The sequence below is a fragment of the Metallosphaera javensis (ex Hofmann et al. 2022) genome (assembly GCF_022064045.1).
Taxonomy (GTDB): domain Archaea; phylum Thermoproteota; class Thermoprotei_A; order Sulfolobales; family Sulfolobaceae; genus Metallosphaera; species Metallosphaera javensis.
In genome coordinates, this window is the sequence record NZ_JAKNCW010000013.1 from 1 (window position 1) to 24,848 (window position 24,848).

25 protein-coding genes are annotated in these 24,848 nt (G+C 44.4%); 17 read left to right on the top strand and 8 right to left on the bottom strand.

Features of this window, described 5'->3' with window-relative positions:
• Positions 1 to 295 precede the first annotated feature (295 nt).
• Positions 296 to 1,450 carry a mandelate racemase/muconate lactonizing enzyme family protein gene (locus tag L3N51_RS08630; RefSeq protein WP_238026748.1) on the bottom strand — a complete coding sequence of 385 codons (1,155 nt, stop codon included), beginning with the start codon at positions 1,448 to 1,450 and terminating at the stop codon, positions 296 to 298.
• Positions 1,451 to 1,855: 405 nt separating this feature from the next.
• On the opposite strand from L3N51_RS08630, the gene tcuA reads away from it, so the two are divergent.
• Genes tcuA through acnA form a run of 3 tightly spaced genes read left to right on the top strand, consistent with a single transcriptional unit; the run spans position 1,856 to position 6,955 of the window.
• Positions 1,856 to 3,250 (top strand): FAD-dependent tricarballylate dehydrogenase TcuA, encoded by a 1,395-nt coding sequence (gene tcuA / locus L3N51_RS08635; protein ID WP_428846161.1) that lies wholly within the window; start codon positions 1,856 to 1,858, stop codon positions 3,248 to 3,250.
• Entirely contained in the window at positions 3,243 to 4,382 is a 1,140-nt protein-coding gene (locus L3N51_RS08640; protein ID WP_238026750.1) for a damage-inducible protein CinA, read from the top strand. Before tcuA ends, L3N51_RS08640 begins: the two co-directional genes overlap by 8 nt.
• Positions 4,379 to 6,955, top strand: coding sequence for an aconitate hydratase AcnA (gene acnA, locus L3N51_RS08645; protein WP_238026751.1), 2,577 nt, complete (start codon positions 4,379 to 4,381; stop codon positions 6,953 to 6,955). Before L3N51_RS08640 ends, acnA begins: the two co-directional genes overlap by 4 nt.
• 121 nt (positions 6,956 to 7,076) lie before the next feature.
• On the opposite strand, the gene L3N51_RS08650 is transcribed toward acnA, so the two are convergent.
• Complete coding sequence (locus L3N51_RS08650; protein WP_238026752.1) at positions 7,077 to 7,559, bottom strand: MFS transporter; 483 nt, start codon at positions 7,557 to 7,559, stop codon at positions 7,077 to 7,079.
• Positions 7,560 to 7,940: 381 nt separating this feature from the next.
• Between L3N51_RS08650 and L3N51_RS08655 the strand changes: the two genes are divergently transcribed.
• From L3N51_RS08655 to L3N51_RS08680, 6 genes are all read left to right on the top strand, one after another.
• A complete protein-coding gene (locus L3N51_RS08655; protein WP_238026753.1) occupies positions 7,941 to 8,081 on the top strand; it encodes a PIG-L family deacetylase in 141 nt (46 codons plus the stop codon).
• 27 nt (positions 8,082 to 8,108) lie between these two features.
• Complete coding sequence (locus L3N51_RS08660; RefSeq protein WP_238026754.1) at positions 8,109 to 8,273, top strand: hypothetical protein; 165 nt, start codon at positions 8,109 to 8,111, stop codon at positions 8,271 to 8,273.
• A gap of 199 nt (positions 8,274 to 8,472) precedes the next feature.
• On the top strand, positions 8,473 to 8,964 hold the full coding sequence (locus tag L3N51_RS08665; protein WP_238026755.1) for a 4-carboxy-4-hydroxy-2-oxoadipate aldolase/oxaloacetate decarboxylase: 492 nt from the start codon (positions 8,473 to 8,475) through the stop codon (positions 8,962 to 8,964).
• Between the two features lie 326 nt (positions 8,965 to 9,290).
• On the top strand, positions 9,291 to 10,187 hold the full coding sequence (locus L3N51_RS08670) for a DUF6282 family protein (protein ID WP_238026756.1): 897 nt from the start codon (positions 9,291 to 9,293) through the stop codon (positions 10,185 to 10,187).
• Between the two features lie 24 nt (positions 10,188 to 10,211).
• Entirely contained in the window at positions 10,212 to 10,679 is a 468-nt protein-coding gene (locus L3N51_RS08675) for a hypothetical protein (protein WP_238026757.1), read from the top strand.
• A gap of 5 nt (positions 10,680 to 10,684) precedes the next feature.
• Positions 10,685 to 11,188 (top strand): NAD(P)-dependent oxidoreductase, encoded by a 504-nt coding sequence (locus L3N51_RS08680; RefSeq protein WP_238026758.1) that lies wholly within the window; start codon positions 10,685 to 10,687, stop codon positions 11,186 to 11,188.
• Position 11,189: 1 nt separating this feature from the next.
• Here L3N51_RS08680 and L3N51_RS08685 read toward each other — a convergent pair whose 3' ends face one another.
• On the bottom strand, positions 11,190 to 11,861 hold the full coding sequence (locus L3N51_RS08685; protein WP_238026759.1) for a GntR family transcriptional regulator: 672 nt from the start codon (positions 11,859 to 11,861) through the stop codon (positions 11,190 to 11,192).
• 614 nt (positions 11,862 to 12,475) lie between these two features.
• Between L3N51_RS08685 and L3N51_RS08690 the strand changes: the two genes are divergently transcribed.
• The gene (locus tag L3N51_RS08690) at positions 12,476 to 13,072 is read left to right on the top strand and encodes a class I SAM-dependent methyltransferase (RefSeq protein WP_238026760.1); all 597 of its coding nucleotides are present in this window, start codon (positions 12,476 to 12,478) and stop codon (positions 13,070 to 13,072) included.
• Positions 13,073 to 13,109: 37 nt separating this feature from the next.
• Here the strand turns inward: L3N51_RS08690 and L3N51_RS08695 are convergent, their stop codons facing one another.
• Both L3N51_RS08695 and L3N51_RS08700 read right to left on the bottom strand, forming a co-directional pair.
• A complete protein-coding gene (locus L3N51_RS08695; RefSeq protein ID WP_238026761.1) occupies positions 13,110 to 14,054 on the bottom strand; it encodes an iron-containing alcohol dehydrogenase in 945 nt (314 codons plus the stop codon).
• Positions 14,054 to 14,884 (bottom strand): DMT family transporter, encoded by an 831-nt coding sequence (locus L3N51_RS08700; protein ID WP_238026762.1) that lies wholly within the window; start codon positions 14,882 to 14,884, stop codon positions 14,054 to 14,056. The genes L3N51_RS08695 and L3N51_RS08700 overlap by 1 nt, the downstream gene beginning before the upstream one ends.
• Positions 14,885 to 15,140: 256 nt before the next feature.
• Between L3N51_RS08700 and L3N51_RS08705 the strand changes: the two genes are divergently transcribed.
• Positions 15,141 to 17,162, top strand: coding sequence for a xanthine dehydrogenase family protein molybdopterin-binding subunit (locus L3N51_RS08705; RefSeq protein ID WP_238026763.1), 2,022 nt, complete (start codon positions 15,141 to 15,143; stop codon positions 17,160 to 17,162).
• Between the two features lie 39 nt (positions 17,163 to 17,201).
• Here the strand turns inward: L3N51_RS08705 and L3N51_RS08710 are convergent, their stop codons facing one another.
• Entirely contained in the window at positions 17,202 to 17,687 is a 486-nt protein-coding gene (locus L3N51_RS08710; RefSeq protein WP_238026764.1) for a CcdC protein domain-containing protein, read from the bottom strand.
• A gap of 302 nt (positions 17,688 to 17,989) precedes the next feature.
• Between L3N51_RS08710 and L3N51_RS08715 the strand changes: the two genes are divergently transcribed.
• A complete protein-coding gene (locus tag L3N51_RS08715; protein WP_238026765.1) occupies positions 17,990 to 18,979 on the top strand; it encodes a hypothetical protein in 990 nt (329 codons plus the stop codon).
• Between the two features lie 111 nt (positions 18,980 to 19,090).
• Positions 19,091 to 20,284, top strand: a complete 1,194-nt coding sequence (locus tag L3N51_RS08720; protein WP_238026766.1) for an MFS transporter — start codon at positions 19,091 to 19,093, stop codon at positions 20,282 to 20,284.
• A 59-nt stretch (positions 20,285 to 20,343) separates the two neighbouring features.
• Here the strand turns inward: L3N51_RS08720 and L3N51_RS08725 are convergent, their stop codons facing one another.
• Positions 20,344 to 21,339 (bottom strand): AAA family ATPase, encoded by a 996-nt coding sequence (locus L3N51_RS08725; RefSeq protein ID WP_238026767.1) that lies wholly within the window; start codon positions 21,337 to 21,339, stop codon positions 20,344 to 20,346.
• A gap of 227 nt (positions 21,340 to 21,566) precedes the next feature.
• Here L3N51_RS08725 and L3N51_RS08730 point away from each other — a divergent pair, with 227 nt between their 5' ends.
• Genes L3N51_RS08730 through L3N51_RS08745 form a run of 4 tightly spaced genes read left to right on the top strand, consistent with a single transcriptional unit; the run spans position 21,567 to position 23,968 of the window.
• Positions 21,567 to 22,415: an ABC transporter ATP-binding protein gene (locus tag L3N51_RS08730; RefSeq protein WP_238026768.1), complete on the top strand. Its 849-nt coding sequence runs from the start codon at positions 21,567 to 21,569 to the stop codon at positions 22,413 to 22,415.
• Positions 22,384 to 23,124 (top strand): hypothetical protein, encoded by a 741-nt coding sequence (locus L3N51_RS08735; RefSeq protein ID WP_238026769.1) that lies wholly within the window; start codon positions 22,384 to 22,386, stop codon positions 23,122 to 23,124. The genes L3N51_RS08730 and L3N51_RS08735 overlap by 32 nt, the downstream gene beginning before the upstream one ends.
• Positions 23,121 to 23,654 (top strand): hypothetical protein, encoded by a 534-nt coding sequence (locus L3N51_RS08740; RefSeq protein ID WP_238026770.1) that lies wholly within the window; start codon positions 23,121 to 23,123, stop codon positions 23,652 to 23,654. Before L3N51_RS08735 ends, L3N51_RS08740 begins: the two co-directional genes overlap by 4 nt.
• Positions 23,655 to 23,704: 50 nt before the next feature.
• Positions 23,705 to 23,968: a hypothetical protein gene (locus tag L3N51_RS08745; protein ID WP_238026771.1), complete on the top strand. Its 264-nt coding sequence runs from the start codon at positions 23,705 to 23,707 to the stop codon at positions 23,966 to 23,968.
• Here the strand turns inward: L3N51_RS08745 and L3N51_RS08750 are convergent.
• Positions 23,924 to 24,829 carry an alpha/beta hydrolase gene (locus L3N51_RS08750; protein ID WP_238026772.1) on the bottom strand — a complete coding sequence of 302 codons (906 nt, stop codon included), beginning with the start codon at positions 24,827 to 24,829 and terminating at the stop codon, positions 23,924 to 23,926. The two genes, L3N51_RS08745 and L3N51_RS08750, sit on opposite strands and share 45 nt — an antisense overlap.
• Between the last annotated feature and the right edge of the window lie 19 nt (positions 24,830 to 24,848).

Genomic DNA, 24,848 nt, shown 5'->3' on the forward strand with positions numbered 1-24,848 from the left:
AAAGTATTACTGAAAAATGATAGATTGATTTTGATCATCCCACGTAGATTAACTAATTACAATTCGCAATGGAAACCTGAATGGCCCCAACCCGTCCTGGCCCAACTTAAATTTTGTCTATTATAGCAATATTGTTGGACATACTCAAACTCCACAAACTACGACTTTACTCAATTAATCCTACATTGAATAATAAGAAATGAAGGAACTAGAATTCAATTCGCAATGGAGACGTGAATGGCCCTAAACGTTGAACCGACTTAAATAATCTTAACTCTTTTGATAAAATATAAATTTAATGAAAATCTGACACAAATTGATTAGATTTATCTTTTGTATCTAACTGATTTATGTCTAAAATATCCTCTAGAGTAATACCCAGTCCGTTTCCAAGGGAGTTAACTTCATTTCTGGTGATAAATCCTTTTTCCATTAAGGGAGCAATAGATCGTTTAGATATATCCCTGATTAATTTAAGCGGTCCAATAAACTCACAGGCTCTTTTTATTGATGAGATAGTAAAGGCTAAATGTGCTTCTGCTAACGCTCCTAGACTAGTTGAAAATCCATGACCTATAATGCATTCTAACCCAATCGACTCGCATAAGTCGAACATGAACTTTGTTTTAGTTATGCCTCCTTGTCTCATTACTTTTAACTTGACTATAGATGCTGCCTGGGCTTCTGCCACTCTAAGTAGATCCCTAGGTGTTACCACACTTTCATCTGCCATAATTGGAATATCGCTATTTTTGTTCACAAAGGCCATTCCTTCTATATCATCCCTCGAAACTGGTTGTTCGAATAATTCTATCTCGTATTTTGATAGTTCTCTTGCTAGCCTTATTGCTGATTTTGACGATAATGCCTGATTGGCATCCACTCTGATCTTGACGTCATATCCAATGGAATCTCTCAGTTCTCTGATTCTTTTCACTTCTTCTCTAATATTATTTCCTATTTTCACTTTCAACGTCTTGAATCCCTTTTCAATGTATTTAATTGCCTCTGCTACTGTTTCTTGACTATTTAACAACCCTATCCAACCTATTAATTCCACCATATCCTTACCACCACCAAAAAGCGAATTGAGTGGTATACCTAAGACCTTGGCCTTAAGATCGTTAAGTGCAATATCTATTGCTGCTTTGCTCATAAACCTTCCATAAATTGATTTATCTATTTTCATGATTATTTCTGGAATATCAAATGGATCTTCACCAATCAGTAAATTTTTTATGTCCTCATTTATAGTATAAAGAATTTCATACCAGCTTTGTTCAGAATAGTTTGGTCTATCTGGCTCGATCGAACTTATACCTGCAACACCCGAGTCAGTGGATATAACAGTTATAATCGAGTCTTGAGTTATATGATCTCCAGTCCAGCTCTTATAGTTAGATTTAAGAGGTAATCTTACATGAATTACTTTAACGTCTTGTATTCTCATCTTGGATTCACCTATGAACTATTGATAGTCTTATGAAAATTTTGATAATAAACATTACTGTAAAACCTAAGGGGCTGATAACTATCGAGTTTAAAGCAGAGATTCGGATCTTGAGTAACCTGTTAAATTAATTCATTTTATTCATAATATTGTGATTAAAGTATAAATTCATTCTGTGACGGGATAACATTTATCGGATTTCTTGAACTTTAAAAATATATCGATTTATCGATACTATAGGTTCTTCAATAAAATACGGCTATGAAATACTTATTTTAATAACAGGAAATCTTCTTTATAATGATAAATATTAAAAATATGTAAACAATTTTTTTAGTATCTTCACGTATACATCCCTTTTTATGCGTAAAATTTTTATAATCGGCAAGAGTAACAGCTTATATGGTGGATGAGTACGATATTATAGTAATTGGAGGTGGTAATGCAGCATTAGTATCAGCAATAACATCTGCTGAAAATGGTAAGAAGGTACTTCTACTAGAAAGGGCTCCTAAGGAGTTTAGGGGTGGAAACTCTAAGTTTACAAGAAGCATAAGATATGTCCATGAGGAGCCAGACGAATTCACTACTCGAGAATACACTGAAGACCAATTTATAAGGGATATAATAAATATTACTAATGGTCAAACTAATTTGGAAATAAGCAAATATATCGTCAAAAGGTCAGAGGATCTACCGAAATGGATGGAAAATCATAAAGTGAAATTAAAGAAGGCGGTTAAAGGAGCATTTCATTACTCCGGAACTAACGCCTTTATTATGGGAGGGGGAGGGCAATTAATCAAAACATATTACGAATATGCGGAAAAACTCGGCGTTCGAATCATATATAATGCTACAGTAAGAGATTTTATTTTAAAAGAGAATTTGGCTAGAGGGGTAATAGTTAATATTGGCAACGATGAAATTACAACGTTCGGAGCCAAAGCTGTGATAGTCGCCTCTGGCGGATTTGAGGGAAATCTACAGTGGTTAAGTGAATTCCTAGGAAGTAAAGTTTCAAACATAATTGTCCGTGGAGTTAGCTATAATGACGGTCTCCCATTAAAGGCTTTATACAATTTAGGAGCAATACCCCCAGAGAATGTAAAAGATCCCAGAGACGCCCATTGGACAGCGGTTGATGCAAGAGCTCCAAAATTCAATGGAGGATTTGTGACAAGGATCGATCTAATTCCCATAGGCATTGTTGTAAATAAGCAGGGAAAAAGATTCTATGACGAGGGTGAAGATTTATGGATAAAACGATATGTCATGTGGGGAAGACTTGTTTTAGAACAACCAGATCAAATAGCATATGTTATCATTGATTCAACGATGCTTGGAGAAAGCTTAATACCCATGTATAGTCCAATCCAGGCAAATACAATAAATGAATTGGCTAAGCTACTTAATATAGAGGAAGATAATTTACTTTCAACTATTACTCAATTCAACGATAGTATATTAACGGGTTGTCGTTACGACCTGTCAACCCTCGATGAATGCTCGACAAGAGGGATTACACCTCCTAAGTCACATTGGGCGAAGCGAATTTCTACTCCACCATTTTATGCTTGGCCATTAAGACCTGGCATCACATTCACTTACATGGGTGTTAAAATAGGATTAGACGCAAGAGTGATAAATAAAGAGGGAAAACCATTCGAAAATATATACGCAGCTGGAGAATTAACAACAGGCAACGTATTTGGGAAAGGGTATTTAGGTGGTACGGGTTTAGTCATAGGCTCAATAACAGGCATGACTGCAGGTGAGGAGGCGTCAAAAAATGTATGAAGTTAAACATGTTGTATCCGATCTATTTTCCGAGGCCCAACGGCAGTATACAATATGTAATGCCTGTAGACACTGCGAAGGTTTTTGCCCAGTATGGGATACAATAAGCCTCAGGACATTAATATCAGAAAATGACATTCGTTACTTCGCATATTTATGTCATGATTGTAGAGATTGCTTCTATGCCTGTCCCTATAGCGTACCCCACGAATTCTCCCTCAATATCCCAAAAGTAAATAGCCAAGTAAGGTCTACTATCCATAAATCTGTTGTAAATTCTAATTTATTTAGTAAAATAACTTCAAATATAACAACCATAAGTATAGTTATTGCAGCAATTGTGTTTGTAATAAATGCACTATTTATATATATATATGAGGGCTCAAGTGCCCTTTTTGGGACTAAAACAACATTTTACGAGGTTATACCGGACATTTATATAAAAATAATAGGACTTGCACTTGGAATATATGCGCTAGCATTTATGATAGGTCTAGGTATAAAATATTGGAAGTCTATAGGAGAAGATCTAAATGATCTATTTAAACTAAAGATCCATTTATCAACATTTTCTGAGGAAGTTGCACATAAATGGTTTAGAGGTGGAGGAGTAGGTTGCGATTACCCTAATAGCAAAGGCTCAATCTCTAGAATGTTAGCGCATAGTCTCCTAGTTGGAGGATTTGTTTTAGATTTCATAGCTACGGTCATAGCTTCAATTTATCAGAACATATTGCATGTCAATCCACCTTACCCTGTATCATCTCCGGTGGTTATAACGGGCGTAGTAGGCGGTCTATTGATATTATTGTCTGTATTTTCTCTAATTATTTTGAAAAATAAATCGAACAAAATGTTGATAGATAGGGAAATGATATCTATGGATGGTTGGCTTCTTTACATCTTATTATTTATATCGATAACAGGTCTTTTATTATTACTGCTTAGAAACCAACCTTTCATGGGAGTACTATTAATACTTCACCTTTCAATAACTGTGCCTTTATTCGTGCTAGCTCCGTTTAGTAAACTTACACACATAGTTTATAGATATCTTGCTACATATAAATATAATATTGAAAAGAATTCTGTATTTATATCATATAAAAAGGGAAAAGGTGATTATAGATGATTATTAAAAAAGAACACTTAATGTCTGATAAATTATATTTTCCTGTAAGGCAAGTTGAGACGTTATATGGTGAGGAGATCGCGAAATTGCCCTATGTAGGAAGGATGTTTCTAGAAAATTCCATAGTGAGTTGTGGTTTAAGAGGAGGGTGTTCCGATGATGAATTACTCAATATCCTTCGGTGGAATACAGGAAAAGAGATCGAATTTAATCCAGACAGGCTAATAATGCAGGATTATACCGGTGTACCGGTTCTAGCAGACTTAGCAGCGTTAAGAGACGTAGCCAAGAGTAATGGAAAGGATCCTGGTGAGATAAATCCATTTAAAAGAATAGATCTGGTGGTAGATCATTCTGTCCAGGTAGATTACTACAAAACCGATGACGCATTAAGACTTAATATGGAGAGAGAGATAGAGAGAAACGTTGAAAGATTTAGGCTCATAAGATGGGCACAAAAATCCTTAAAGAATTTGAATGTAATTCCGCCTGGTTACGGTATAATACACGAGATTAATTTCGAATTTTTATCTCCTATAGTATCACAAAGAATAATAAATGGTGAGAATATAGTTTACATGGATTCAGTACTAGGTACCGATTCTCATACACCGATGATTAATGGAATAGGGATTCTGGGTTGGGGGATAGGAGGCGTAGAAGCGGAGTTACTCATGTTTAATGAACCTTATCATATGAAAATTCCACAGGTTATCGGAATCAGACTGACTGGCGAACTCAAGCCTGGAGTAATGGCCATGGACATTTCCTTATATCTAGCAGAAAAATTACGAAAATTAAATCTTATAGATAAGTTTATTGAGTTCTTTGGTGAAGGAATAACCTATCTATCCGCATATGATAGAACAACTATCTCAAACATGGCTCCCGAATATGGTGTTGCTGTAGCGTATTTTCCAATTGACAGAAATACTTTAGAGTTTTATGAAATGACAGGACGGAATATTGATTTGATCAGGAAATATATAGAGAATCAGAATATTATCTATCTGCATAGTCAATCCGATAATATAAGATATGACAGCATAATGGAAATAGACCTAGGAGATATCGAACCATCCATAGCCGGACCTCGATATCCACACGAGAGATTACAACTAAAAGAGCTAGAAAAACTTAGAATTTTACCCGAAAGGCTAAAACGAGGAAAATATATTAGTGATGGTAATATAGTTTTAGGCGCCATAACTAGCTGTACTAATACCGCTAATCCAACAGAAATTATTGCTGCAGGGATTCTAGCCAAAAAGGCTGTGGAAAAAGGATTTACCGTTCCATGGTTTGTAAAAACTAGTTTGGCACCTGGTTCAAGAATTGTTGCAAAATACTTAGAAAGTTCAGGTCTTCTAAAATACTTAAAAACATTAGGCTTTAACATTGTGGCATTTGGATGTACTACTTGTATTGGGAATACAGGTCCATTACCATCTGAGATAGAGAATGATATTAGAAATAACAACTTAGAAGTGTATGGGATAATATCAGGAAATAGAAATTTTGAAGGCAGAATTCATCCTTTGCTAAAAGGTGTCTATTTAGCGTCTCCTCCACTGGTAGTAGCTTTTAGTTTGGCTGGTAGAATCAACATAGACCTGAACCGTGAACCCATAGGGTTGGACCCATACGGTAATCCAGTATACTTAAAGGATATTTGGCCTAAATCTGATGAGATTAATGGTATACTAAGTGATATATCTAAGAATATGTCTAAATATTATCAAGAAGTTAAAGATTCTATGTCAAAGGGAGATGCTACATGGAACGAAATTCCTTTATCTGTCTGGAAAACCTTTGATTGGTCTTTAGTAAAGCAATATATAAAACGACCACCTTGGTTTGATGAAAGTGGCATCTTAAGTTCTTTTGATGTGGAACACTTAATTTATAGGGTGCTAGGGTTATTTGGGGATGATATTACCACAGATCATATATCACCAGCTGGTCCTATACCGCCCAATTCGCCAGTATCGAATTATATGCAACAAGAGGGCTTCTCCCTTATAGGTAACTTAGGTTCATATAGAGCTAACCATGAGATCTATGTAAGATCTGCTTTTCTACATCCTAAACTTAGAAACTATCTAGTAGACGAAGAAGGTGGTATCACACTTCATATTCCCTCTAACAAAAAAATGTATTTCTACGATGCCGCTATCAAATATAAAACCGAAGGAACGCCTCTTATCATTGTGGCAGGTAAAAGATTTGGCATAGGCAGCTCTAGGGATACTGCTGCAAAAATAATAAAACTCTTAGGTGTAAGGGCGATCCTAGCTCAGAGTTTTGAAAGAATATTTAGAGAGAACCTAGTATTAATGGGGATTTTGCCGGTGTTGATTCCTAGCTGGAGAGAAATGGGAATTACTGGAAAAGAAAGATTTGGTTTTAAATATATTGATTTTGAAAACAAAACTGTATCGATCGAGATAGATACTGATAGTGGCAAAGTGATGTTAGAAGGAAAGCTTGATTTACATACAGAGGCTGAAGTTAGGCTTCTTAAGGAAGGAGGTGCTTATAATATCATAAAGAAGTTAGTATTTGGACACTAGCCCAAAAGGCGATTCCATTCCCACTATGAATGGTATTCTCCACGCGAAGCTCAGCAGTTCTGCTTTACTGTAGACTTAGGCAACAGTTGTGAAGGCCAGGGATGCCAGAAGGACGCCTATGTTAAACCCCATTCTGTATCCACCCAGTGAGGAATGCCCTGTGCTTAGACCGCGATAGAAACTCGATGGAAAAGGAAGATGCTCCCGCCCATTCTCCACCTAGACCTACTCCCTGAATCATCCTGAATAGGACCAACATTGACACAGCCAGTGAGGTTCCTATGACCTTGGAATCAGGTAATACTGCTATGCCTCCCACGCCTAGGGCTGTCAGTCCCAACGTCCAGACGAGCATATCCCTTCTTCCTATCTTATCTCCGAAGTGTCCAAATATGAAAGCTCCAACAGGCCTAATAATGTAGGTAATACCAAATGTGATTAATGTTAGACTGGCCTTAGCTGCAGCATTGAGTCCGATAAAGAATATGGAGGGCCATACCAGAGACGCTGCAGTGGAAACTATGAATAAATCATAGTAATCTATTACGGTGCCCAGAGAGCTAGCTAGAATCACCTTTCCTACGATACCCTTGTCTTCTCCCATTCAACACCAACTACATCTTAATATACCATTCGTTATATATATTTTATTATTTATGGTATAGAACAACTTAGTTAATTCTCAGATTTTATGCCTGATAAGTTTCATCATAACAATCATGATTAGTAAACAACTTTGTTCACTAAAACTGGTCAGCCAATATGTTGATCTATTTGGTTTAGGTCCAGACCACCACTCTGTCTTAGCATGGATCTTTTAAGATTCTCTCGGTGAGATTGATATCAACTTTGTGTGGAAAATAAGCGTAAACTATAAAGTCTAAACGATATAAAGAAAAGTCTACAATGAACGAATCTCATGCATAAAGGGAAACCGGTTTGAAGCTAGCAATCATCATAGGTACAACTTGGGTAGGTGTTAAGAATGGCTAGGAAACTTCTCCTAATAGGAGCTCATCTGGAGGACATGGTCTGGAGGGCCTCAGTGACAGTGGCCAAATATTTAAAACAGGGAAATGAGGTTGCCTTGGTCGCTCTCACCTTTGGTAAGAGGGGAGAATCGTGAGGTGCATGGAAGGCAGGAGCCAACAGTATGGATGAAGTAAAGGCCATAAGGAGGAAAGAGGCCGAATGTGTCAAGGAAGCTCTGGGAAATCCAGTGATGGAGCTACTGGACTTGAGAGATCATCCGTCCTACTTTAAGTATGCTGAGGCCTTCTACATGTACAATCCAGTAATTGGAGAGGACTTCCCATGAAGCCCGTGATAGTGAGACAGATTTCGAGATCCGAAAAGGACAGGGAGAGGATCACAGAACTATTAAATTATGGAGTCGCCACAATCTCGGAATCCCAGGACAAACTGGGCTTATTTTCACCTGACATAAGGCCAATTCAACCGGGCTCAAGGCTGCAAGGACAGCGATAACGGTTAGATGTGCAGATGGAGATAACCTCATGCTTCACGCTGCCTTAGAGGTAGCTAGACCTGAAGACGTGATAGTTTTGACCACCGTAAGCGGGGGATCAAGAAATGGGATGTTCGGCGAGTTGTTGGCCAATGCCATCATCACCAGGGGAGTGTCGGCTCTCACAACAGATTCAGGAGTGAGGGACGTGGCAAGACTCAGGGAAATGAAATATCCCGTGTGGTCAAGGTACATTACCGCTGTGGGGACTTCTAAGAACACCCCAGGATGGGTCAACGCTCCAATAGTTGTGGGTGGGGTCAACGTTAATCCCGGTGATTTCGTGCTTGCCAATGACGACGGTGTGGTGATAATCCCGCGAAACGAAATAGATACAGTGCTTGAGAATGCATCCAAGAGAGAATCCAAGGAAGAGATAACTAGAAAGAGAATACTTAACGGAGAGCTAACGGTGGATATTTACGGATTCAAAAAGGTATTGGCGGAACTTGGGGTTAATTATGTGGACAAACTGGAGTAAGATCGTGAGAGTGAGAGGTGGCTTTTTTGTTCGTTCTCTATTTCGAGGGTATAGCGAAATTGGATATTATTTGTAGTGTGTGGAGTATCTGTTAAGTGACGTCTTCGGTTCTCTTTTAATTTGACATCTCGCAGAAACCTAGAGGTCTTTGATTACAGTAACTCCACACATTATATCATTTGTCTCATTTACAGATTTAGGGTCACTTCAGCCTGAACCTTGTGGGAACAGGCGTTCCCAAGTTAACTGTGAGGAATGTAGTTAATCCACGCGTGTCTTCGTAAAAAGGTTATTATCTAGTTGTTACTATGTCATCACGTGATATTATGGTTTCCCCGGAACAAGTGAAGGAGTATATCCGCGGAGGATATGATATACATCTTCATTCTGCACCAGATCTCCTTCCCAGGAAGGCGAACGATATAGAATTCGCAAGGATGGCCAAGGAAGTAGGAATGGAGGGTTTTGTTCTCAAGTCCCATTACATGCCCACTGCGGAACGTGCCTCGCTAGTACGTTATGTGGTGGAGGGGTTCAAGGCATATGGTGGTCTCGTCCTGAATTGGGGAGTTGGTGGGATAAACCCCGTAGCAGTTGAGGTAAGCGCCAAGTCTGGAGCCAAGGTTGTTTGGATGCCCACCATAGATTCCATAAACGAGAAGGGAAGATGGACTGACGTTAATGACTGGTCAAAGGCTCCATACTGGGCGAAGCTGAGCAAGGAACTGAAATCCTTGAATAAGGCAGTCCCCATACAGATCTGGAAAAACCAAGAGTTGAGGGAGGAGGTTTATGATGTTCTGGATATCATAAAGAAATATGACATGGTGCTGGCTACAGGTCACATAAGTAAGGAGGACGGTCTGAGGTTCATTCCCCTGGCCTCTCAGTACGGAGTGAAGAGGATTGTTGTGACCCATCCCGAGTTTCCCTCAACTTTCTATACTGTGGAGGAACAGGTCAAGCTCCTGGACCACAATCCCGTGTTCGAGAGATGCTTCACTACACCCTACTCAGGGAAAACAAGCTGGGAAACGGTGATAAGGGGAATAAGGGAGACCGGAGTGGAGAACAACGTACTATCAACCGATCTGGGTCAACCTACCGCTCCCTATCCGGTGGAGGGAATGATTATGTTTGCTCAGAAACTGCTGGAGGCAGGGTTCTCAGGAGACGAAATACACAGAATGGTCGCGGATAATCCTAGGAGACTATTGGAGTGATCTAGCTGTTAGGGTTGACGGATCATGAAGCCCGTAGTTGGCGTGGACTCTTCAGTGATAGTGGAGGAACTGGACAAGGAGAAGGTTGAGGAGCTGAACTCTTTGGCCAGAGTGGTGTATTTCGATCCCTACCTTCCTGAGGATCAGGTTATCTCCATGCTGAAGGATGCCGTTGCCATAGTGGATAGGAAAGCCAAGATATCCTCCAGGATAATCAGTGAGCTTAGAAACCTTAAGCTCATAGCTAGAACCGGCGCTGGTGTGGATGAGACCAGGGTTGATCTAAAGACCGCAAAGGAAAGGGGGATCTTAATCACCTATAACCCTGGAGGGAATTCTGTGGCCGTCGCGGAGCTGACAATTATGTTGGCCATCGCTCTGTTCAGGAAAGTAATCCCCCTGACCTCCGCCGTTAGGGCGGGAAGATGGAGCGAACTTAAGCCTAAGGATACCATGGGTCGCGAACTGGAGGGAAAGATCTGGGGGGGGTAGTGGGAATGGGAAGTATAGGGAGGAGGGTTGCTCAACTTGCCACAGCCTTCAACTGCGAGGTTCTGGGCTACGATCCTTACGTTTCACCCGAGACGATGGAAAAGTATCAGGTTAAATCTGTCTCGCTTGAGGAACTTCTTTCGAGATCTGACGTTGTCTCCATTCATGTGCCCTTGACGGAATCGACCAGACATCTCATTAATCGTGAAAGGCTTAAATCCATGAAGAACACTGCCATCCTGATAAACGTTAGCCGGGGAGGAATTGTTGACGATAAGGCACTGTACGAATCCCTCAGGAGGGGAGAGATAGCGGGGGCAGCCCTTGATACCCCTGAGGAGGAACCGGTTAAACTGGATAATCCTCTCCTTACCCTGGAAAACGTGATTATTACTCCTCACATAGGGGGTTCAACGTTCGAGGCTTCCATAAAGAACGCGAATTCGGCAATGGAGGAGGTTATAAGGTTCCTTAAGGGATTACCTCCCCTGACTCCCTACAGGTACTAGATTACGTGGCTACTAGATCAAGCAATTCCTTGTTGTTTTGTATAAGTTCCCTCACGTTCTTAACGTGAGCTTTAGCCCACAGTTCTGCCTCATTTTCGTCGTGATTTTTCAAGGCTTGGAAAATCCTGAAGTGTTCATTCCATGAGACGTCAGCCCTTCCAGGAATCATGACTGTTCTAAACTGGTACCTGATCATCTTGAGCTTCAAGCTGGAGAGGAGGAGCTGGGCGGTGGTATTCCCCGAGGCCTCGTAAATTATGCTGTGAAACCTTTCGTTAAGCTGGGAGTACTTCACGTACTCCTTATTTTCTAGGGCAGTCTTCATCTCCATCAGTGTTGCCTCTAATCTCTGGAGGCTCTCCTCGGATATCCTAGTAGCTGCCTTTCTGGCCAGAAAACCTTCTAGGACCTCCCTAACCTCTAGGATTTCCACAGCTTCCTTCAGGTCAATGAGGGAGACGATGACCCCGTTAGACGTTCTCTTAACAATTCCGTCATTCTCCAGCCTAGTGAGGGTGAGTCTAATGGTGTTCCTGCTTGACCCGTATTCCTTAGCCAGAGCATCTTCCACAAGTCTTTGACCGGGAAGGAATTTCCCACGTTGAATGTCTGCCTTCAATTTCTCGTAGATGGAATCGCTCTTCTTGCTCCTAATCTGCGTCATTCTACTCATCTCCAGATAATCTATTTAGATTCGAGACATATATAAGATTTTCCCGTCTAACTAAAATACGGAATGTGGCAGGAGTTCTGTGATTCCTGTGTGAGGTGGTAACCAGGCTGGAATTGATCAACTCTCGTTAACCCCTTTGATTAAGGACTATGAAAGCCATAAGGAGAATTTTCGAGTCACTGAAAATTTGAAATGGGGATATTGAAACGATTGGTCCGAACTGACATTGTAAAGGCACATAGGTCTTGTTTACGGATGCTCAATTCGCCAGAGATTTTAACATAACGTGGAATATATCAGCTAAGTTCAGAAATATTTGTCCACTCTAATAGCTATTTAATTGAATAAAAGATTATTAATTTGATGGATCAAATTTTGAAAAGTTTTTATTGAGTTAAGTTAATCTTGAGTTTCTCCTTCAGTATCAGAGATGGTATAGGGAGAAATAGCATGAGGACCACCTAGAGGAGAGATGTCTAAATTAATTTTATTTAGTTACCGATTTACATTGAATAATATTTAGCACTTGTGGAACAATGAAATTTCACACAACTATTTTCGTGGCGTCCCTTGGATAGTTCATGAATAATAACACGGATGACATATCTACAGCAATGGAAAAACTGGAAGAAGTACTGGGAGTGAACCTACAGGGTTACTGGAGAGAGGCAAAGGAGATCAGCGACAGACTTGGGAGCGTTCTGGGCTCCAGTTTTCCCTACGCATTGACCGAGAGGAAGCGTCTCATTCTCTACTCTCTTGTGAGGTATCTGGACCCTGAGGTCGCAATCGAGACAGGGGTGGGTCCAGGAGTATCCACAACAATGATTCTCTCGGGATTGAGAAAGGGGATCCTCTACTCTGTGGATGTGAGGGATATCCTAGAGAACGGTAAACCAGTCGGTTTTCTTGTTCCCGATGAACTGAAGGGAAAATGGAGGCTGTACATAGGGAGAAGTGAGGACGTGTTACCTAAACTGATGAATCAAGCTGGAAAGATCGACATTTTCCTTCATGACAGTGAACATACTTACGAGAACGTGATGTTTGAGTTGAGGATTGCTTGGACTCACCTTAGGCAGGGAGGAGTGCTATTGATTGATAACTTGGATTTTACAAGGGCTCCACGTGATTTCGCTAGGGAGAGTAATGTCAAGCTGATTAGAGTGGCGGAAGATGCTGGCGGGTTAGGAATGATATTGAAGAGGTAGCATTGCTCCTAGCTAAACAGGATGTTATCGACAAAGATTAATCATAGACCGTCTCGATGAATTCCTTGGCCTCCTCAACGCTCATTTTCCTAGGATTTTCTGAGGCATTGGTCATCTCACTCAACTTCTTGGCGTGAGTAAGTGCCCCCTCAAGGGTAGTATACTTAGAGAGGCTCTCCTTAATCCTGTACTTCTCAAGGATTTTCTCCAGTGTTTCCACAACGTTACCCAACTTTGGGGCCCCACCATTGAATTTCACGGCCTCAATCAAGGATATGCAGGACGTGACGCCGTGGGGAATGTTGAAGGCTGGTCCGTAAACGTATCCAAAGACGTGACTCAATCCTCTACCCCCATACATGAAAGAGAGTGAGGCCAGCCAGGTACCCACTTGACAGAGCTCAAGGTCCCATTTCACGAGGCAGTTTACAAGGTACTCGTATCCCTTCGCAGAGAGAGCATCGGTAAAGGGAGAACTCTTCGTGGAGTAGCTTGCCTCAACCGCATGATCCAATGCCCTGAATGCGGTGGTTACCACTAGCCTCTCAGGAGTCCCTGTTAACGAGAGCGGGTCAAGGATGACCACGTCAGGTGGTCTTGTCCTCACTGTCTTCTTGATGCCGTCATCAGTGTATCCGGCAACCGCAGTGTGCTCTGCTCCCGACAATGTGGTCGGAACGGAAACGTGAAAGGCGGGAGAGGAAATCTTGACCGCATCGATGATGCTTCCTCCTCCCAGGGATATCACGTTCCTTCCCTTTATCTTGGAGAGAACCTCAAGCTCTGCCTTAGGCGTATGCTGTGATGGTCCCCTTATCACCAAGGGATTATCCACCCTGGATGTAACCTCTCTTAGAAGGGAGGAATTCAAGAGGCTCCCGGTGGTCACCACGATGGGTTCCTTCATCTCCAGATCCCTTAAGGAGTCCAGGGCTCCCCTCCCGTAATACACCCTCACGTTGTAAAACTGAGTGACCCACATTATTTTCTTGACGTAATGGTCAAATATATTCCTATCAGCGTTATCACGGATCCCACGGCCTCTCCCAGGCTTGGAAGTACGCCAAGGGTTAGAAAGCTGAGAATGTATGCCGCAATTGGTACAAGAAGAGAACCGGCAGATGCCCTGATGCTTCCCATTTCCTTTAACGCATTGAACCAGAGGATGTACCCCACAGCCTGCCCCAGCACGCCTAGAGCTATTAGTAGAGCTAGGGTAAGGGGAGTGAAGGTAAAGTAATAGTCCAGGGGAGTGACAGCAAGCGCCACTGGTAAGGACACCAAACTCATGAAAGCGTTAAGCTTGGGCACGCTCTCGCCCGTAAGGTTCCTTGAGTAGTACACAGTTCCCACTGCCCAGCTTATTCCTCCGATCAGTGCAATCAGGATTCCCACATCTAGACTGGCTGATGTGATGGACAGAGCAAGCCCCAATATTCCCAAGACAATCCCTACCACTGATCTAGTAGAGATGGTAGTTCCCAGCATTCTCTCAAATATTATTACGAATATTGGCTGAGTGTATATCATCAGTGCTGCAAGTCCTGGGTTACTGGAAATCGAGGTACCCACGTTAAGGCAAAGCATGAAGATGGTGAAGTTGAAGATCGCAGTGATGAGCTGTTTCCTCCCGGCAGATACCTTGAAACCGGACATGATAAGAAAGAAGAGTGCCCCAACAGCAAATCTGACCCAGGTAATGATCAGGGGAGAAACGTCTGCCGACACTATCTTGGTCAGGGGATAGGTTAACCCCCACACTATGGCCAGTGGTCCTAACCATCTAAAACCCTTGAGATAGGCATTAGACACAGAGAATTAGTATCAAATTAAAGTTTAAATGGTTAATTATTTTCCTTTTTTGAAATCGATCTGGGTTTATCATGCAGTTTTGATCTAGGGGCGTTAGGGCATTGATAAGTTACACAGTTACGTCACTTCCCTCAACCGGAAAACAAAAAAGTCGTATCGGAACTCCTGACAAGACCTATTGGCGAAGTTTAAGAATCAAAAGAAAGTTAATATTCAGGTAGTTAAGCTTAATACGCGTTTCGCGTAGATATAGGATATGTTAAAGGAACACTACCCCATTATAGTGGGAAAGTCCGTATACATAGACGACATAACTCCCCCTAATACGGCTTACCTTCATGTGGTCAGATCTCCGATAGCGAGGGGGATAATCAAGTCGGTGTCGGGACCAGAAAAGGCTCTACTCGCCTTCACCTGGGAACAGGTAAAGAATTGGATGCCGGTGAGACTCTTCGGTCCATCCGAGGGTCTTCAGGTGGTGAGGATGCCAGTGCTGGCAAATGGAAGGGTGAACTTCGTGGGTCAACCCGTGATGGCCTTTGTGGTTGAGGATAGGTATGAGGGGGAAGATCTGGCTGATGAGGTTTCTCTGGATTATGAGGAGTTAGAGGCCGTGACTGATCCGGAAAGGGCCCTTGAAACAGAGCCCATTCACCCGGAGCTCAGGAGTAACGTTTTCATGGATCAACCCCTTCAGGGAGGCAATCTCTCCCTCAAGGAAAAGGCTGACGTGCTTGTGAGAAGGAAGATCAAGCAGAGCAGGGTGGCAACAAATCCCATGGAGCCCAAGGGGATTCTGTGCTGGTGGGAGGGAGACACACTAAACGTCAGGGTATCCACTCAGGCTCCCTTCGGGGTGAGGAACGACCTTCATGAGCTACTTGGTATACCGCCTGAGAAGATCAAGGTCAGTTCCCCACCGAACGTGGGAGGTGGTTTCGGAAACAAGAGCGGAGGTTACCCTGAATATGCCTTAGCTGCCTTAGCCTCACTGAAGCTAGGGAGACCCGTGAAATGGATTGAGACTAGATCTGAGATACTAAACAACGCCCAGTCGCAGGGGAGAGGAGAGGTATCTGACATGAAGCTCTACGCCACTCGATCCGGTGAGATGCTGGGAATGGAGGGAGTGGTAATAGCAAACATGGGGGCATATGCCTACGGAATAAACTATTTCACATCTCAGTTCGTGGCCAGACTCTCCAATGGTCCATACAAGTTAAAGTTTGCCTCAGTAAGGGCGGTCACGGTTTACACCAATACTCCGCCCATGGGCTTCTATAGGGGAGCTGGAAGACCTGAGGCTGCGCTCATTCATGAAACCTTAGTGGAGGACTTGGCTGAGGAACTGGGGATGGATCCAGTGGAAATAAGGAGGAAGAACCTCGTTGATGATTCAGGTTACGTGACACCTCTTGGTTTAAGGTATGACGCAGCAGGATACAGGGAGGTATTTGATAGGGCAGCCAATTACTACAGAAAGCTTAGAGAAACATCCAGGGGAGTATCCCTTGTGACCTTCACCGAGATAGTGAGGACCTCACCGGGAGAGAGCGCTAGGATAGAGGTCAGGGATGGGAGGGTAATAGTTCACCTAGGGTTGGGAGCTCATGGTCAGGCATATGAGTCTTCCTTTAAGGGACTAGTGGCTGAGGAACTGGGAATAGACCCTGATAAGGTCGAGGTCAAAACCGGTGACAGTGAGGGAGTGAAGGAGGGAATAGGAAGTTTCGGCTCAAGAGGAGGCACTGTTGGAAGCTCGGCTGCTCTGGCCGCTGCCCAAGAACTAAAGAGGAGAATGGGTGGGAAGATTGACCTGAGCAAGGAGATTGCAGTGGAGGTGTTTTATAGGGCCGAGGACATATTTGCCCCAGGAGCCCATGTGGCCAGGGTAGAACTGGATCGCGAAACGGGCATGTTCAGGGTGGTGGAATACTACGCTGTGGATGATGTGGGAAGAGTTCTCAATCGCGAGGAAGTGGAGGGCCAAATAATTGGAGGGGTTCTTCAGGGAGTATCTCAAGTTATGATGGAGGCCATGAAGTTTGATGAGAGGGGTAACCCCATGTGCAGTTCAGTGGCGGATTGCGGTATGTTGACTGCTGTAGAAGGTCCTAGGAAGGTTACTCCGGAGTACGTGGAGTTCAGGTCATCCCTCTTCTCAGGATCAAGGGGTGTTGGCGAGGCTGGAACCACTGGCGCCCTTCCAGCCACTTTCCTGGCTCTAGAGAAGGCTCTGGGAAAGAAGTTGAGCTCGTTACCCTTTGAACCATGGTAAATTAAAACGAATTTATTTAAATCTTATTATATTATTTCACTATATTAATCCTTTCTTCATAAAGTTAGCCATTCTTAAAACATGATAGGATTCTCCTATCAAAAGACCCGCTGAAAACATGAGCATGGAATCAATGATTAAGGAAATGGTTATGTTTGTAGGAAACAGGAATTCAAGCGACAATCTCACCAAGAGCAGGACTAGCCAAACCCCGTAAATAAACGATGACCTTTTGTAGTATAATTGCTCATCTTTATGAAACAGCGTTACAGATTCCCCATATCTCATTCCGACTAAGAAACCGGCAAATACAGCGACAATTACAAAGGGTAAAAAGGAAATGTTCTCCAATGAAATGATTAATCCAAGAAGAAGATAAATAATTGGCCTTATAAGGAGTCTTCTAGGGCGGTACCTTCTCCCATTTCTGTTCCTTAGGAATCCAATAAATACGATGATTGCTATAATAAATATATAGATTAAAATACTGAGATTTGTGCCAGAAGCATCATTTACTGAAGCCATATTAGTCACATGATTAGTTATTTCATTAACAAGATAATAAAATCTCTTATGCAATAATGTTTTGTTCCAGAAAGCATATATGATCTTTTAAGGGTTACTAGACCAACTTAAAGTTATGATCGCCCAAAGCTAAGTGGTTTTCAATTTCCCTCTAAATATTAGCCTCGTTTGCATCACGGAGCCTGCCATTCACACTGCAAGCCTGCTAGGTGATATTTCATTATTCACATTTTGTTCAAATTTAAAAGAATTGACAAGTTTTCGTTAAACTTGAGCAAAGTTTAATATTTACTTTGACAAAAGTGTCAGAAAAGGCGAAATTGTTGCAATTTGATGATACTTCAAGGGACATTGTTAGATTACTTCATTTTCCCGGTGAGGAAAGGCAGTTTCATTACCCCACCTCCTCTAGAATCGCAAGCAAGCTTGGAATAAATTTCAGTAAGGTGGACAGGAGACTCCAGGAGATGAGATCTGCCGGATTCGTATCGGAGAAACTGTACATAGCCCTCAACCTGGATTATCTGGGTTTCTCCAAGTTCATCCTGCTGGGATTGACTCCCTCCCGTGAGGTGAAGGCAATTTACGATGATGTGAGAAGGGAACCTCCCTCATTCCTGGAGAGCTTTTATAGAGCCAACACGGGCCCTCCCTCGGATACATCCCTTGTGGTCATGGAAATAGTGTCTCACGAATCCACACTGAGGGAGAAGCTGGAGTACATGTCCTTAAAATACAGGAACCTGGAGATAATGGATAATACCATAGTTAAGGCGAACTTTATCTCAGTGAAACCAGAGACCCATCAGGAAGAGAGGGTCCTGAAGAACTTGAAAGAGAGAGACTCACTGGAGAGGAAAATCCTGAGATCTTTGTGGGACGATACGTCACTTTCTGTTCCCAAGATAGCTAATAAGGTGATGAAAGGGGAGGGAAAATCTAGATACAGGACAGTTAAGAGGATCCTGGACTCCATGGTGAAGTTGAGGGCGTTCTGGCTTTACCCCCAGATAGACTCCACGAAGTTGAGTGGGAAGACCATGTTCGCCCTAACCATACTCTGCGATGAAAAGGACAAGGCAGAGACCACGAGCAGGACCTTAAAGATACTTTCAGAGAACTATATAATGTACAGGGATTACTATGAGGGCATGATTCCGGTGGGATGTGTTTATGAAAACAGGGATGAGTACATGTCCTTAATTCAGAGCCTGAATGACGCTCATCTTGACTATATCGTGTATGAGGACTTCTACGGCTTTTCCACGGGGAGGTGGCCCTTACCGGAATGATGTCTAACTTTCCGTACCCCTTTATGCTGGTTTAGAGCCTTTCCATTGACATCAAGAGTGTTTAGAACCTTAATCATAAAATATTTAATGTTCATTCATTCCATTTAGTCTATGAAACGGGACGTCTTTTTATTAATGATCTCGAGGGTTGCAAGGAGCTTCGCCGCCGGGCTTCTGGCGGTAATTGTTGGATTGTATTACGTTCACGGGTTACATCTCTCCCTTCTGCAGGTGGGTATATTGTTCGGGGTGGGGGCCTTCGTTACGCCCCTGCTTACCCTGGTGCTGGGATTTTACTCTGATAGGTACGGAAGAAAAAAGATACTTCTGGCCACACTCTCCTTCCTTCCATTATCAATCCTCATCCTTCTACTCACCTCAAACTTCTTCCTTCTCATGTTATCCTCTGCGCTGGGAGGTTTCGGGATAGCAGGGGGACTAGTGGGTGGAGGTGTTGGAGCGAGTGTGGCCCCCATGCAGACCGCGCTTCTCACCGAGAAGGTTAAGCCGGAAGAAAGGACCAAGATATTCTCTTGGTTCACCATTATCTCCAGCTACGCTGGCTCTGCAGGAGCTCTGCTAGCCAACGGATCAAGCTACTTCGAGCTCTTCGTGATCTCCTTTCTGGTATCTGCCCTATCTGCGCTGGCCATTCTTCCCGTGAAGGAGAACTTTAAGCCAAGGGAGAGGAAACAGGAGCCCAAGGTAACAAGGAGAGATAACGAAACGATAAAGAAATTCACCCTCACCGGTATCCTGAACGGAGTATCACAGGGGTTGATCGTTCCCTTCATTCCCATAATTTTCAGCGAGGCTTATGGTTTATCTCAGGGTTTCATTGGGGACCTAGTTTCACTTGGAGGAGTGATTTCGGCCACCCTCATGCTGGCAACTCCAGCGCTCACAGAGAGGCTGGGTTTCGTAAGGCTGATCATAACCACAAGGACCATTTCAGCTGTCCTAGTTCTCCTGTTTCCTTTCCTTGGGGTGTGGTACCTAGCCTCAATTGATTATCTGCTGTTCACTCCACTCAGGGTAATAGCGTTGCCAGCTCAGCAAGCGCTCATGATGAACCTGGTGGGAGAGGGAAGGAGAGCCACAGCCACAGGTGCGAATCAGGCTGGTAGACTTATTCCAGCTGCTGCCTCAACGTCGCTTTCCGGCTACCTGTTGCACGCTGTGTCCTTCGCGATCCCCTTTGAGGCCGCTTTCGTTGCCACGGTAGCTAACTCGTTCCTGTACTTCAAGTTTTTCAGGGGAGTTGATAAGGCAGTAACAGGTAAGGTGGTTATCTCTGAGGGGTAGACAGGGGCATGAAACGAGATGACGAGATCAAAGACCTTCATGGTGGGCGATCGTTCGGATCAAACCCCAGTTTTCAGGAGTTCCCTATACATGGGATCCACCAGCGAGTAATTTTCACCTTCCTTTTTAGCAACTCTGGCATTGATTAGCTGTTTAAGGGCGTGGGTGAAGCTCCAGTCCTTCACCTCTCTTCCCAGTAAAGCTTCGGTCACCTTCTTAAGGTTCCTCCAGCTCGGAGAGTTTAGCAGGCTTAATCCCCTTAGGACTGCTCTCTCAATCTCTCCAAGCCTCTCGTATTCCTCTTTCACGAGCTTTAGGGCAATTTTTTCCACCTCTTCCTTGGATTTCTCGTGATCGTACCCGAGGCTCCTGAAATTGCCATAGTACGTGAGCCAACCCGCTATCCCCCTATACGTCAATGAGGCGTCCGTCATCTCCTGTTCGGTCATGTTCACATCACATCTTCTCTTACCCTCCCTGAGAAAGGCGATCCCCTCCTCCAGGTTCAGGGGTGTCACTTCCCTCTCCACAATTGGCCTACCCTTTATGGTCTTGCTCTTTCCCTTCCCTCCACCGGCCAATACCTTGGACATTCCAATCATGGATCCTGTAAAGATGAACCTTACATCACTGGAGTTGTAGGCCGTTGAGAGAACCGAGGTCAGCCAGGGAGTTGCTATGTTCTGAACCTCATCTACACCGAGAACCCTGTCACCCAGTTTCGAGAGAACCTTCTCCAGGGTGATTACAGGCTTCCTCTGGACCTCAACTTTCAGGATCCTGATATCTAGGCTTAGGGAAAGCATCTCTATCCTATCAATAAGTCGACTGGTGAGCTCCCTGATGGAGGAGATACCGCTGGCGTCAAGGTAAATTCCGTCGAGCTCCTTGGTAACTATCTTGACTATCGAGGTTTTGCCCACCCTTTTGGGCCCCACAAGCAGGGGCCAGAACTTTGCCTCCACCAGTTTCTTAACGTCCTCGATCAGCCCGTCCCTATCAAAGAAGTTCTTCCTGTCGTCCTTGGGATAGGGATCGAATAATGAGCATACCATATTAGTAACTAATAGGGGTACTCCCTTAAATTCTTCCCTTATTCCAGGGAGAATAGATGCCATATTAGTAACTAATAGGGGTATAACCAGGAGAGTTTGTACGTCAAGTCTCTGTCATCCCGTGTGATGGAACTTACAAAACTACTAACAAGATCTACAGTAAACTCCCTGGGGGAGAATATGGGCAGAAATATATTAACTGGTAGAAGATTGACCCATAATGATTCTTGATGATTCTTGTTGAGAACCTCACCAAGGTTTACGGCAAGAGACCGGTGCTGGACTCAGTAAGCTTCTCCGTGGAGAAGGGGTCCATTACGGGTTTCATAGGTCCCAACGGTGCAGGCAAGACCACCACAATCAAGATTCTCACAGGACTGCTCAGGAGAACCTCGGGTAAGGTGGAGGTGATGGGTATGGACCCATGGAACAACCCGAGGATTTACGAGAGAATAGCGATCATCTTCACCACAATCTATCACCCGCAGGAGGTTAAGGTGAGGGAATACCTCACCGACGTGGGGAAGGTATACGGCAGGGATCCCCGGGATCTCATGGAGGAGTTTGCGCTCACCCCACACGCCGACAAGAGGCTTTCTCAGCTCTCCTCTGGCTTGGCTCAGAGGGTTCAACTGGTGTCAGCCCTCATAAGGGACCCTGAACTCATCATAGCAGATGAACCCACCGCAAACCTTGACCCCAAGGCCAGGCTTGAATTCTACGACGTCATTTCCAAGCTCCACAGAAGGGGAGTTACCCTCTTCATCTCCTCTCATATACTCTCTGAACTGGAGAAGGTGATAACTCACGTGATCTTCATAAACAGGGGAAAGATCTCCTTCTCTGGTACAATAAATCAGGCATTGAGGGTTGAGGAGGGAGAGATTTACCTTCTCGTTGACGATCCTGAGAGGGCAATCAAGGTTCTTGGAAGGGGAACCATGGAGGGAGGATACATCAAGGTCACGGGTAACCTGAGGGAAGTGGTGGACCTTTTGGACGAGAACCACATTAGCGTGATCACTGTGAGGAGGTCGTCCCTTGATGAGGCTTTCAAGAGGTTTTCAAATATTTAGGATAGTTTTCAGGGAGAGGTACAGGGAGCCCACCCTTGAGCTGGTGTTGCCAACCATGCTGGTTGCCAACATTTTCCTCTCCGCATTTTACGAGAGGGGGAACTTCAGCCTCCTGGGCGTGGTGCTGGGTTTCACTCCTGTGATCAGCGTGGCGGAGACCCTGGCCTTCGCCCTGGGGCTCAGGAACGTCATATTCGTCACGGGAGATCACGTGTATAAGGGAAGCATAATCTCATTTCTAACCATGCCCGTGAGGAGAGAGATCCTCTTCCTTTACATATATTTCGCGGACGTGGTGATACCGTGGGCGCTGTGGCTCGTGACTTCGCTTCTTTATTCCCAGCTCTCAGGGATACGCGTGCCCTCCCTGCTGTTGGCCACCTTCACCTCGGGATACTTCTTCTCCCTCAACGTGGTGTTCCTTCTCACCATCCTCCTGAAGAGTCCTGGTGTTGCAACCCTGACCTCAATGTTCGTTCTTGGATCCATATTTGTGTTTGGGGGTGCCCTGGGATATTACCAGCTAATACAGGGAAACACTTCCCTCCTCTACCTCAGTTCCTTCTCCAACCCTTACGTGCTGTGGATAGCAGATTCGCTGGGAAGAAACCTGATCTCCCAGATAATCTCGGGGGTTTGGGTGGATGGGGTGCTGGCAGTTCTCGCCCTTCTATTCGCCTTCTTCAGATTCAGGGGGTTAGAGCCATGAAGATTGGAACCCTCCTACTCGCCCTGGGGATAGCGATCCTTGCCCTGGGCAGTGTGAGCATTAACGCACACGTGAAGTACACTCTAACCTTGGGACCCCACCCCGTGAACCTGGACGTCCCGCCCACAGCGTCAGGTTTCATCTCCATCTCTGAGAACGCCACAAACACTACGGTCTACGTCCTCATAAATCACGATGGGAGTAGGGTGGTCAAGCTTCCCTATTCCTCGCCCCTTACCCCGGGAAACTGGAGCATAGAGGGGTATAAGGAGATCATAGTCACCGTTGCCAAGGAGGTAATCACGCAGAACGAGACGTTGAAGTGCGGTAACGTCACTACCCAGAAGGTGGTAAATCACCTGGTTCAGAACGTGTCCAGCAACGTCACCTCTCCTGTGTATATTCACGTGGAGGTGGACAGAATGGACCTGGTACAGGATCCAGCCGTGGTGGAGGGCGTGGGAGGGATCCTGACGGCTCTGGGCCTGATCCTCGTCATCCTGGAGACCCGTCTCAACTTCTCAATTTAGTTTCGGTAATCCCTCTCTGAAAATTTAAGCTGAGGGGTGCAAGTAAACCCATGGGAAGAACAATTCCCTCGTATACGGGATCGGTGGATAGATTCCTCTCAGAACTTGAGAGGATTTCAGAAAGAACGGGTTACCTGGAGGACGTGTTAAAGGAGACTAGGAGGAGAATCAGGTACTTTCAGAACGCGTCCTACGACGAGAGCATAGATACCCAGACCCTGGTCGTTGTTGCCATGATCTCGGTGATTGAGGACATGTGCAAAGGCAGATTAAAGGACGGATCTCAGAACTCCGGCAATGTGATGAATGGCTAACCTACCCGCAGTTATCCATGGATAGAACGAGAGGAAGCCGTGAATCATTCCCTGATATCTGACCAGGGTGGAGACGTTCCTAGCCTCGTTGAGGGAGTGAGAGTAGGTCTCCCCCTGATCCCTCAGGGGATCGTATTCTGCCGTTATCACCAGGGAGGGAGGCAGGTCATGGAGGTTGCCCAGGGCGGGTGAGGCGTAGGGGGATACTGCGTCTCTACCCGAGGAGAAGTACATGGATCCGAACCAGCTCATCATGGACCTGGTGAGGAAATATCCCTCGCCGAACTCGTGAATTGAAGGAGAGTTATCCACCATGTTGACTGCAGGGTAAATCAGGACCTGATATCTGATCATTCGTTTTCCCTGATCCCTATCCAGGAGGGTCATGACGGCGGACAGATTCCCTCCTGCACTGTCACCGGCAACTGCTAGTCTGGAGGTGTCCAGACCCAGCTTGCTCCCGTTTTCCGAGATCCAGAGAAGAGCATCCCAGGAGTCGTTCACCGCGGTGGGGAACTTATGCTCTGGGGCCAGTCTGTACTCGACTGAGAGGACAGCCACTCCGGACTCCTTGGCTATGAGGCTAGAGAGACCGTCATAGCTCTCAATGCTACCGAAAACGAAGCCTCCACCGTGATAGTAAACCAGCACGGGAAGATTCTCCCTGTTAGAGGGAACGTAAAGCCTGGCCCTGATCCTGGAATCCCTGGTGGGTATCTCGAGGTCCTGAACAATCTCCAGTTTCTCCCTCGTTGCGAAGAAGGCCGAGTCCCAGGCCCTCCTTAACTCCCTAACGTCGCGGGATAGGTCCTGGGGAGGTAAGAGGGAGAGGAATTTCTTTACTTCTGGATTCAGGGGCATACAATAACTGAGGAGAACA

What these genes read in the sequence shown, in the direction of transcription:
- L3N51_RS08740 (WP_238026770.1), top strand. Translation starts at nt 23,121, where the DNA reads ATGAAGATTGGAACCCTCCTACTCGCCCTGGGGATAGCGATCCTTGCC.
- L3N51_RS08655 (WP_238026753.1), top strand. Translation starts at nt 7,941, where the DNA reads ATGGCTAGGAAACTTCTCCTAATAGGAGCTCATCTGGAGGACATGGTC.
- L3N51_RS08660 (WP_238026754.1), top strand. Translation starts at nt 8,109, where the DNA reads ATGGATGAAGTAAAGGCCATAAGGAGGAAAGAGGCCGAATGTGTCAAG.
- L3N51_RS08630 (WP_238026748.1), bottom strand. Translation starts at nt 1,450, where the DNA reads ATGAGAATACAAGACGTTAAAGTAATTCATGTAAGATTACCTCTTAAA.
- L3N51_RS08745 (WP_238026771.1), top strand. Translation starts at nt 23,705, where the DNA reads ATGGGAAGAACAATTCCCTCGTATACGGGATCGGTGGATAGATTCCTC.
- L3N51_RS08670 (WP_238026756.1), top strand. Translation starts at nt 9,291, where the DNA reads ATGGTTTCCCCGGAACAAGTGAAGGAGTATATCCGCGGAGGATATGAT.
- L3N51_RS08735 (WP_238026769.1), top strand. Translation starts at nt 22,384, where the DNA reads ATGAGGCTTTCAAGAGGTTTTCAAATATTTAGGATAGTTTTCAGGGAG.
- L3N51_RS08650 (WP_238026752.1), bottom strand. Translation starts at nt 7,559, where the DNA reads ATGGGAGAAGACAAGGGTATCGTAGGAAAGGTGATTCTAGCTAGCTCT.
- L3N51_RS08665 (WP_238026755.1), top strand. Translation starts at nt 8,473, where the DNA reads ATGCTTCACGCTGCCTTAGAGGTAGCTAGACCTGAAGACGTGATAGTT.
- L3N51_RS08695 (WP_238026761.1), bottom strand. Translation starts at nt 14,054, where the DNA reads ATGTGGGTCACTCAGTTTTACAACGTGAGGGTGTATTACGGGAGGGGA.
- L3N51_RS08725 (WP_238026767.1), bottom strand. Translation starts at nt 21,339, where the DNA reads ATGGTATGCTCATTATTCGATCCCTATCCCAAGGACGACAGGAAGAAC.
- L3N51_RS08640 (WP_238026750.1), top strand. Translation starts at nt 3,243, where the DNA reads ATGTATGAAGTTAAACATGTTGTATCCGATCTATTTTCCGAGGCCCAA.
- L3N51_RS08750 (WP_238026772.1), bottom strand. Translation starts at nt 24,829, where the DNA reads ATGCCCCTGAATCCAGAAGTAAAGAAATTCCTCTCCCTCTTACCTCCC.
- L3N51_RS08705 (WP_238026763.1), top strand. Translation starts at nt 15,141, where the DNA reads ATGTTAAAGGAACACTACCCCATTATAGTGGGAAAGTCCGTATACATA.
- L3N51_RS08720 (WP_238026766.1), top strand. Translation starts at nt 19,091, where the DNA reads ATGAAACGGGACGTCTTTTTATTAATGATCTCGAGGGTTGCAAGGAGC.
- L3N51_RS08690 (WP_238026760.1), top strand. Translation starts at nt 12,476, where the DNA reads ATGGAAAAACTGGAAGAAGTACTGGGAGTGAACCTACAGGGTTACTGG.
- L3N51_RS08675 (WP_238026757.1), top strand. Translation starts at nt 10,212, where the DNA reads ATGAAGCCCGTAGTTGGCGTGGACTCTTCAGTGATAGTGGAGGAACTG.
- acnA (WP_238026751.1), top strand. Translation starts at nt 4,379, where the DNA reads ATGATTATTAAAAAAGAACACTTAATGTCTGATAAATTATATTTTCCT.
- L3N51_RS08710 (WP_238026764.1), bottom strand. Translation starts at nt 17,687, where the DNA reads ATGGCTTCAGTAAATGATGCTTCTGGCACAAATCTCAGTATTTTAATC.
- L3N51_RS08680 (WP_238026758.1), top strand. Translation starts at nt 10,685, where the DNA reads ATGGGAAGTATAGGGAGGAGGGTTGCTCAACTTGCCACAGCCTTCAAC.
- L3N51_RS08685 (WP_238026759.1), bottom strand. Translation starts at nt 11,861, where the DNA reads ATGAGTAGAATGACGCAGATTAGGAGCAAGAAGAGCGATTCCATCTAC.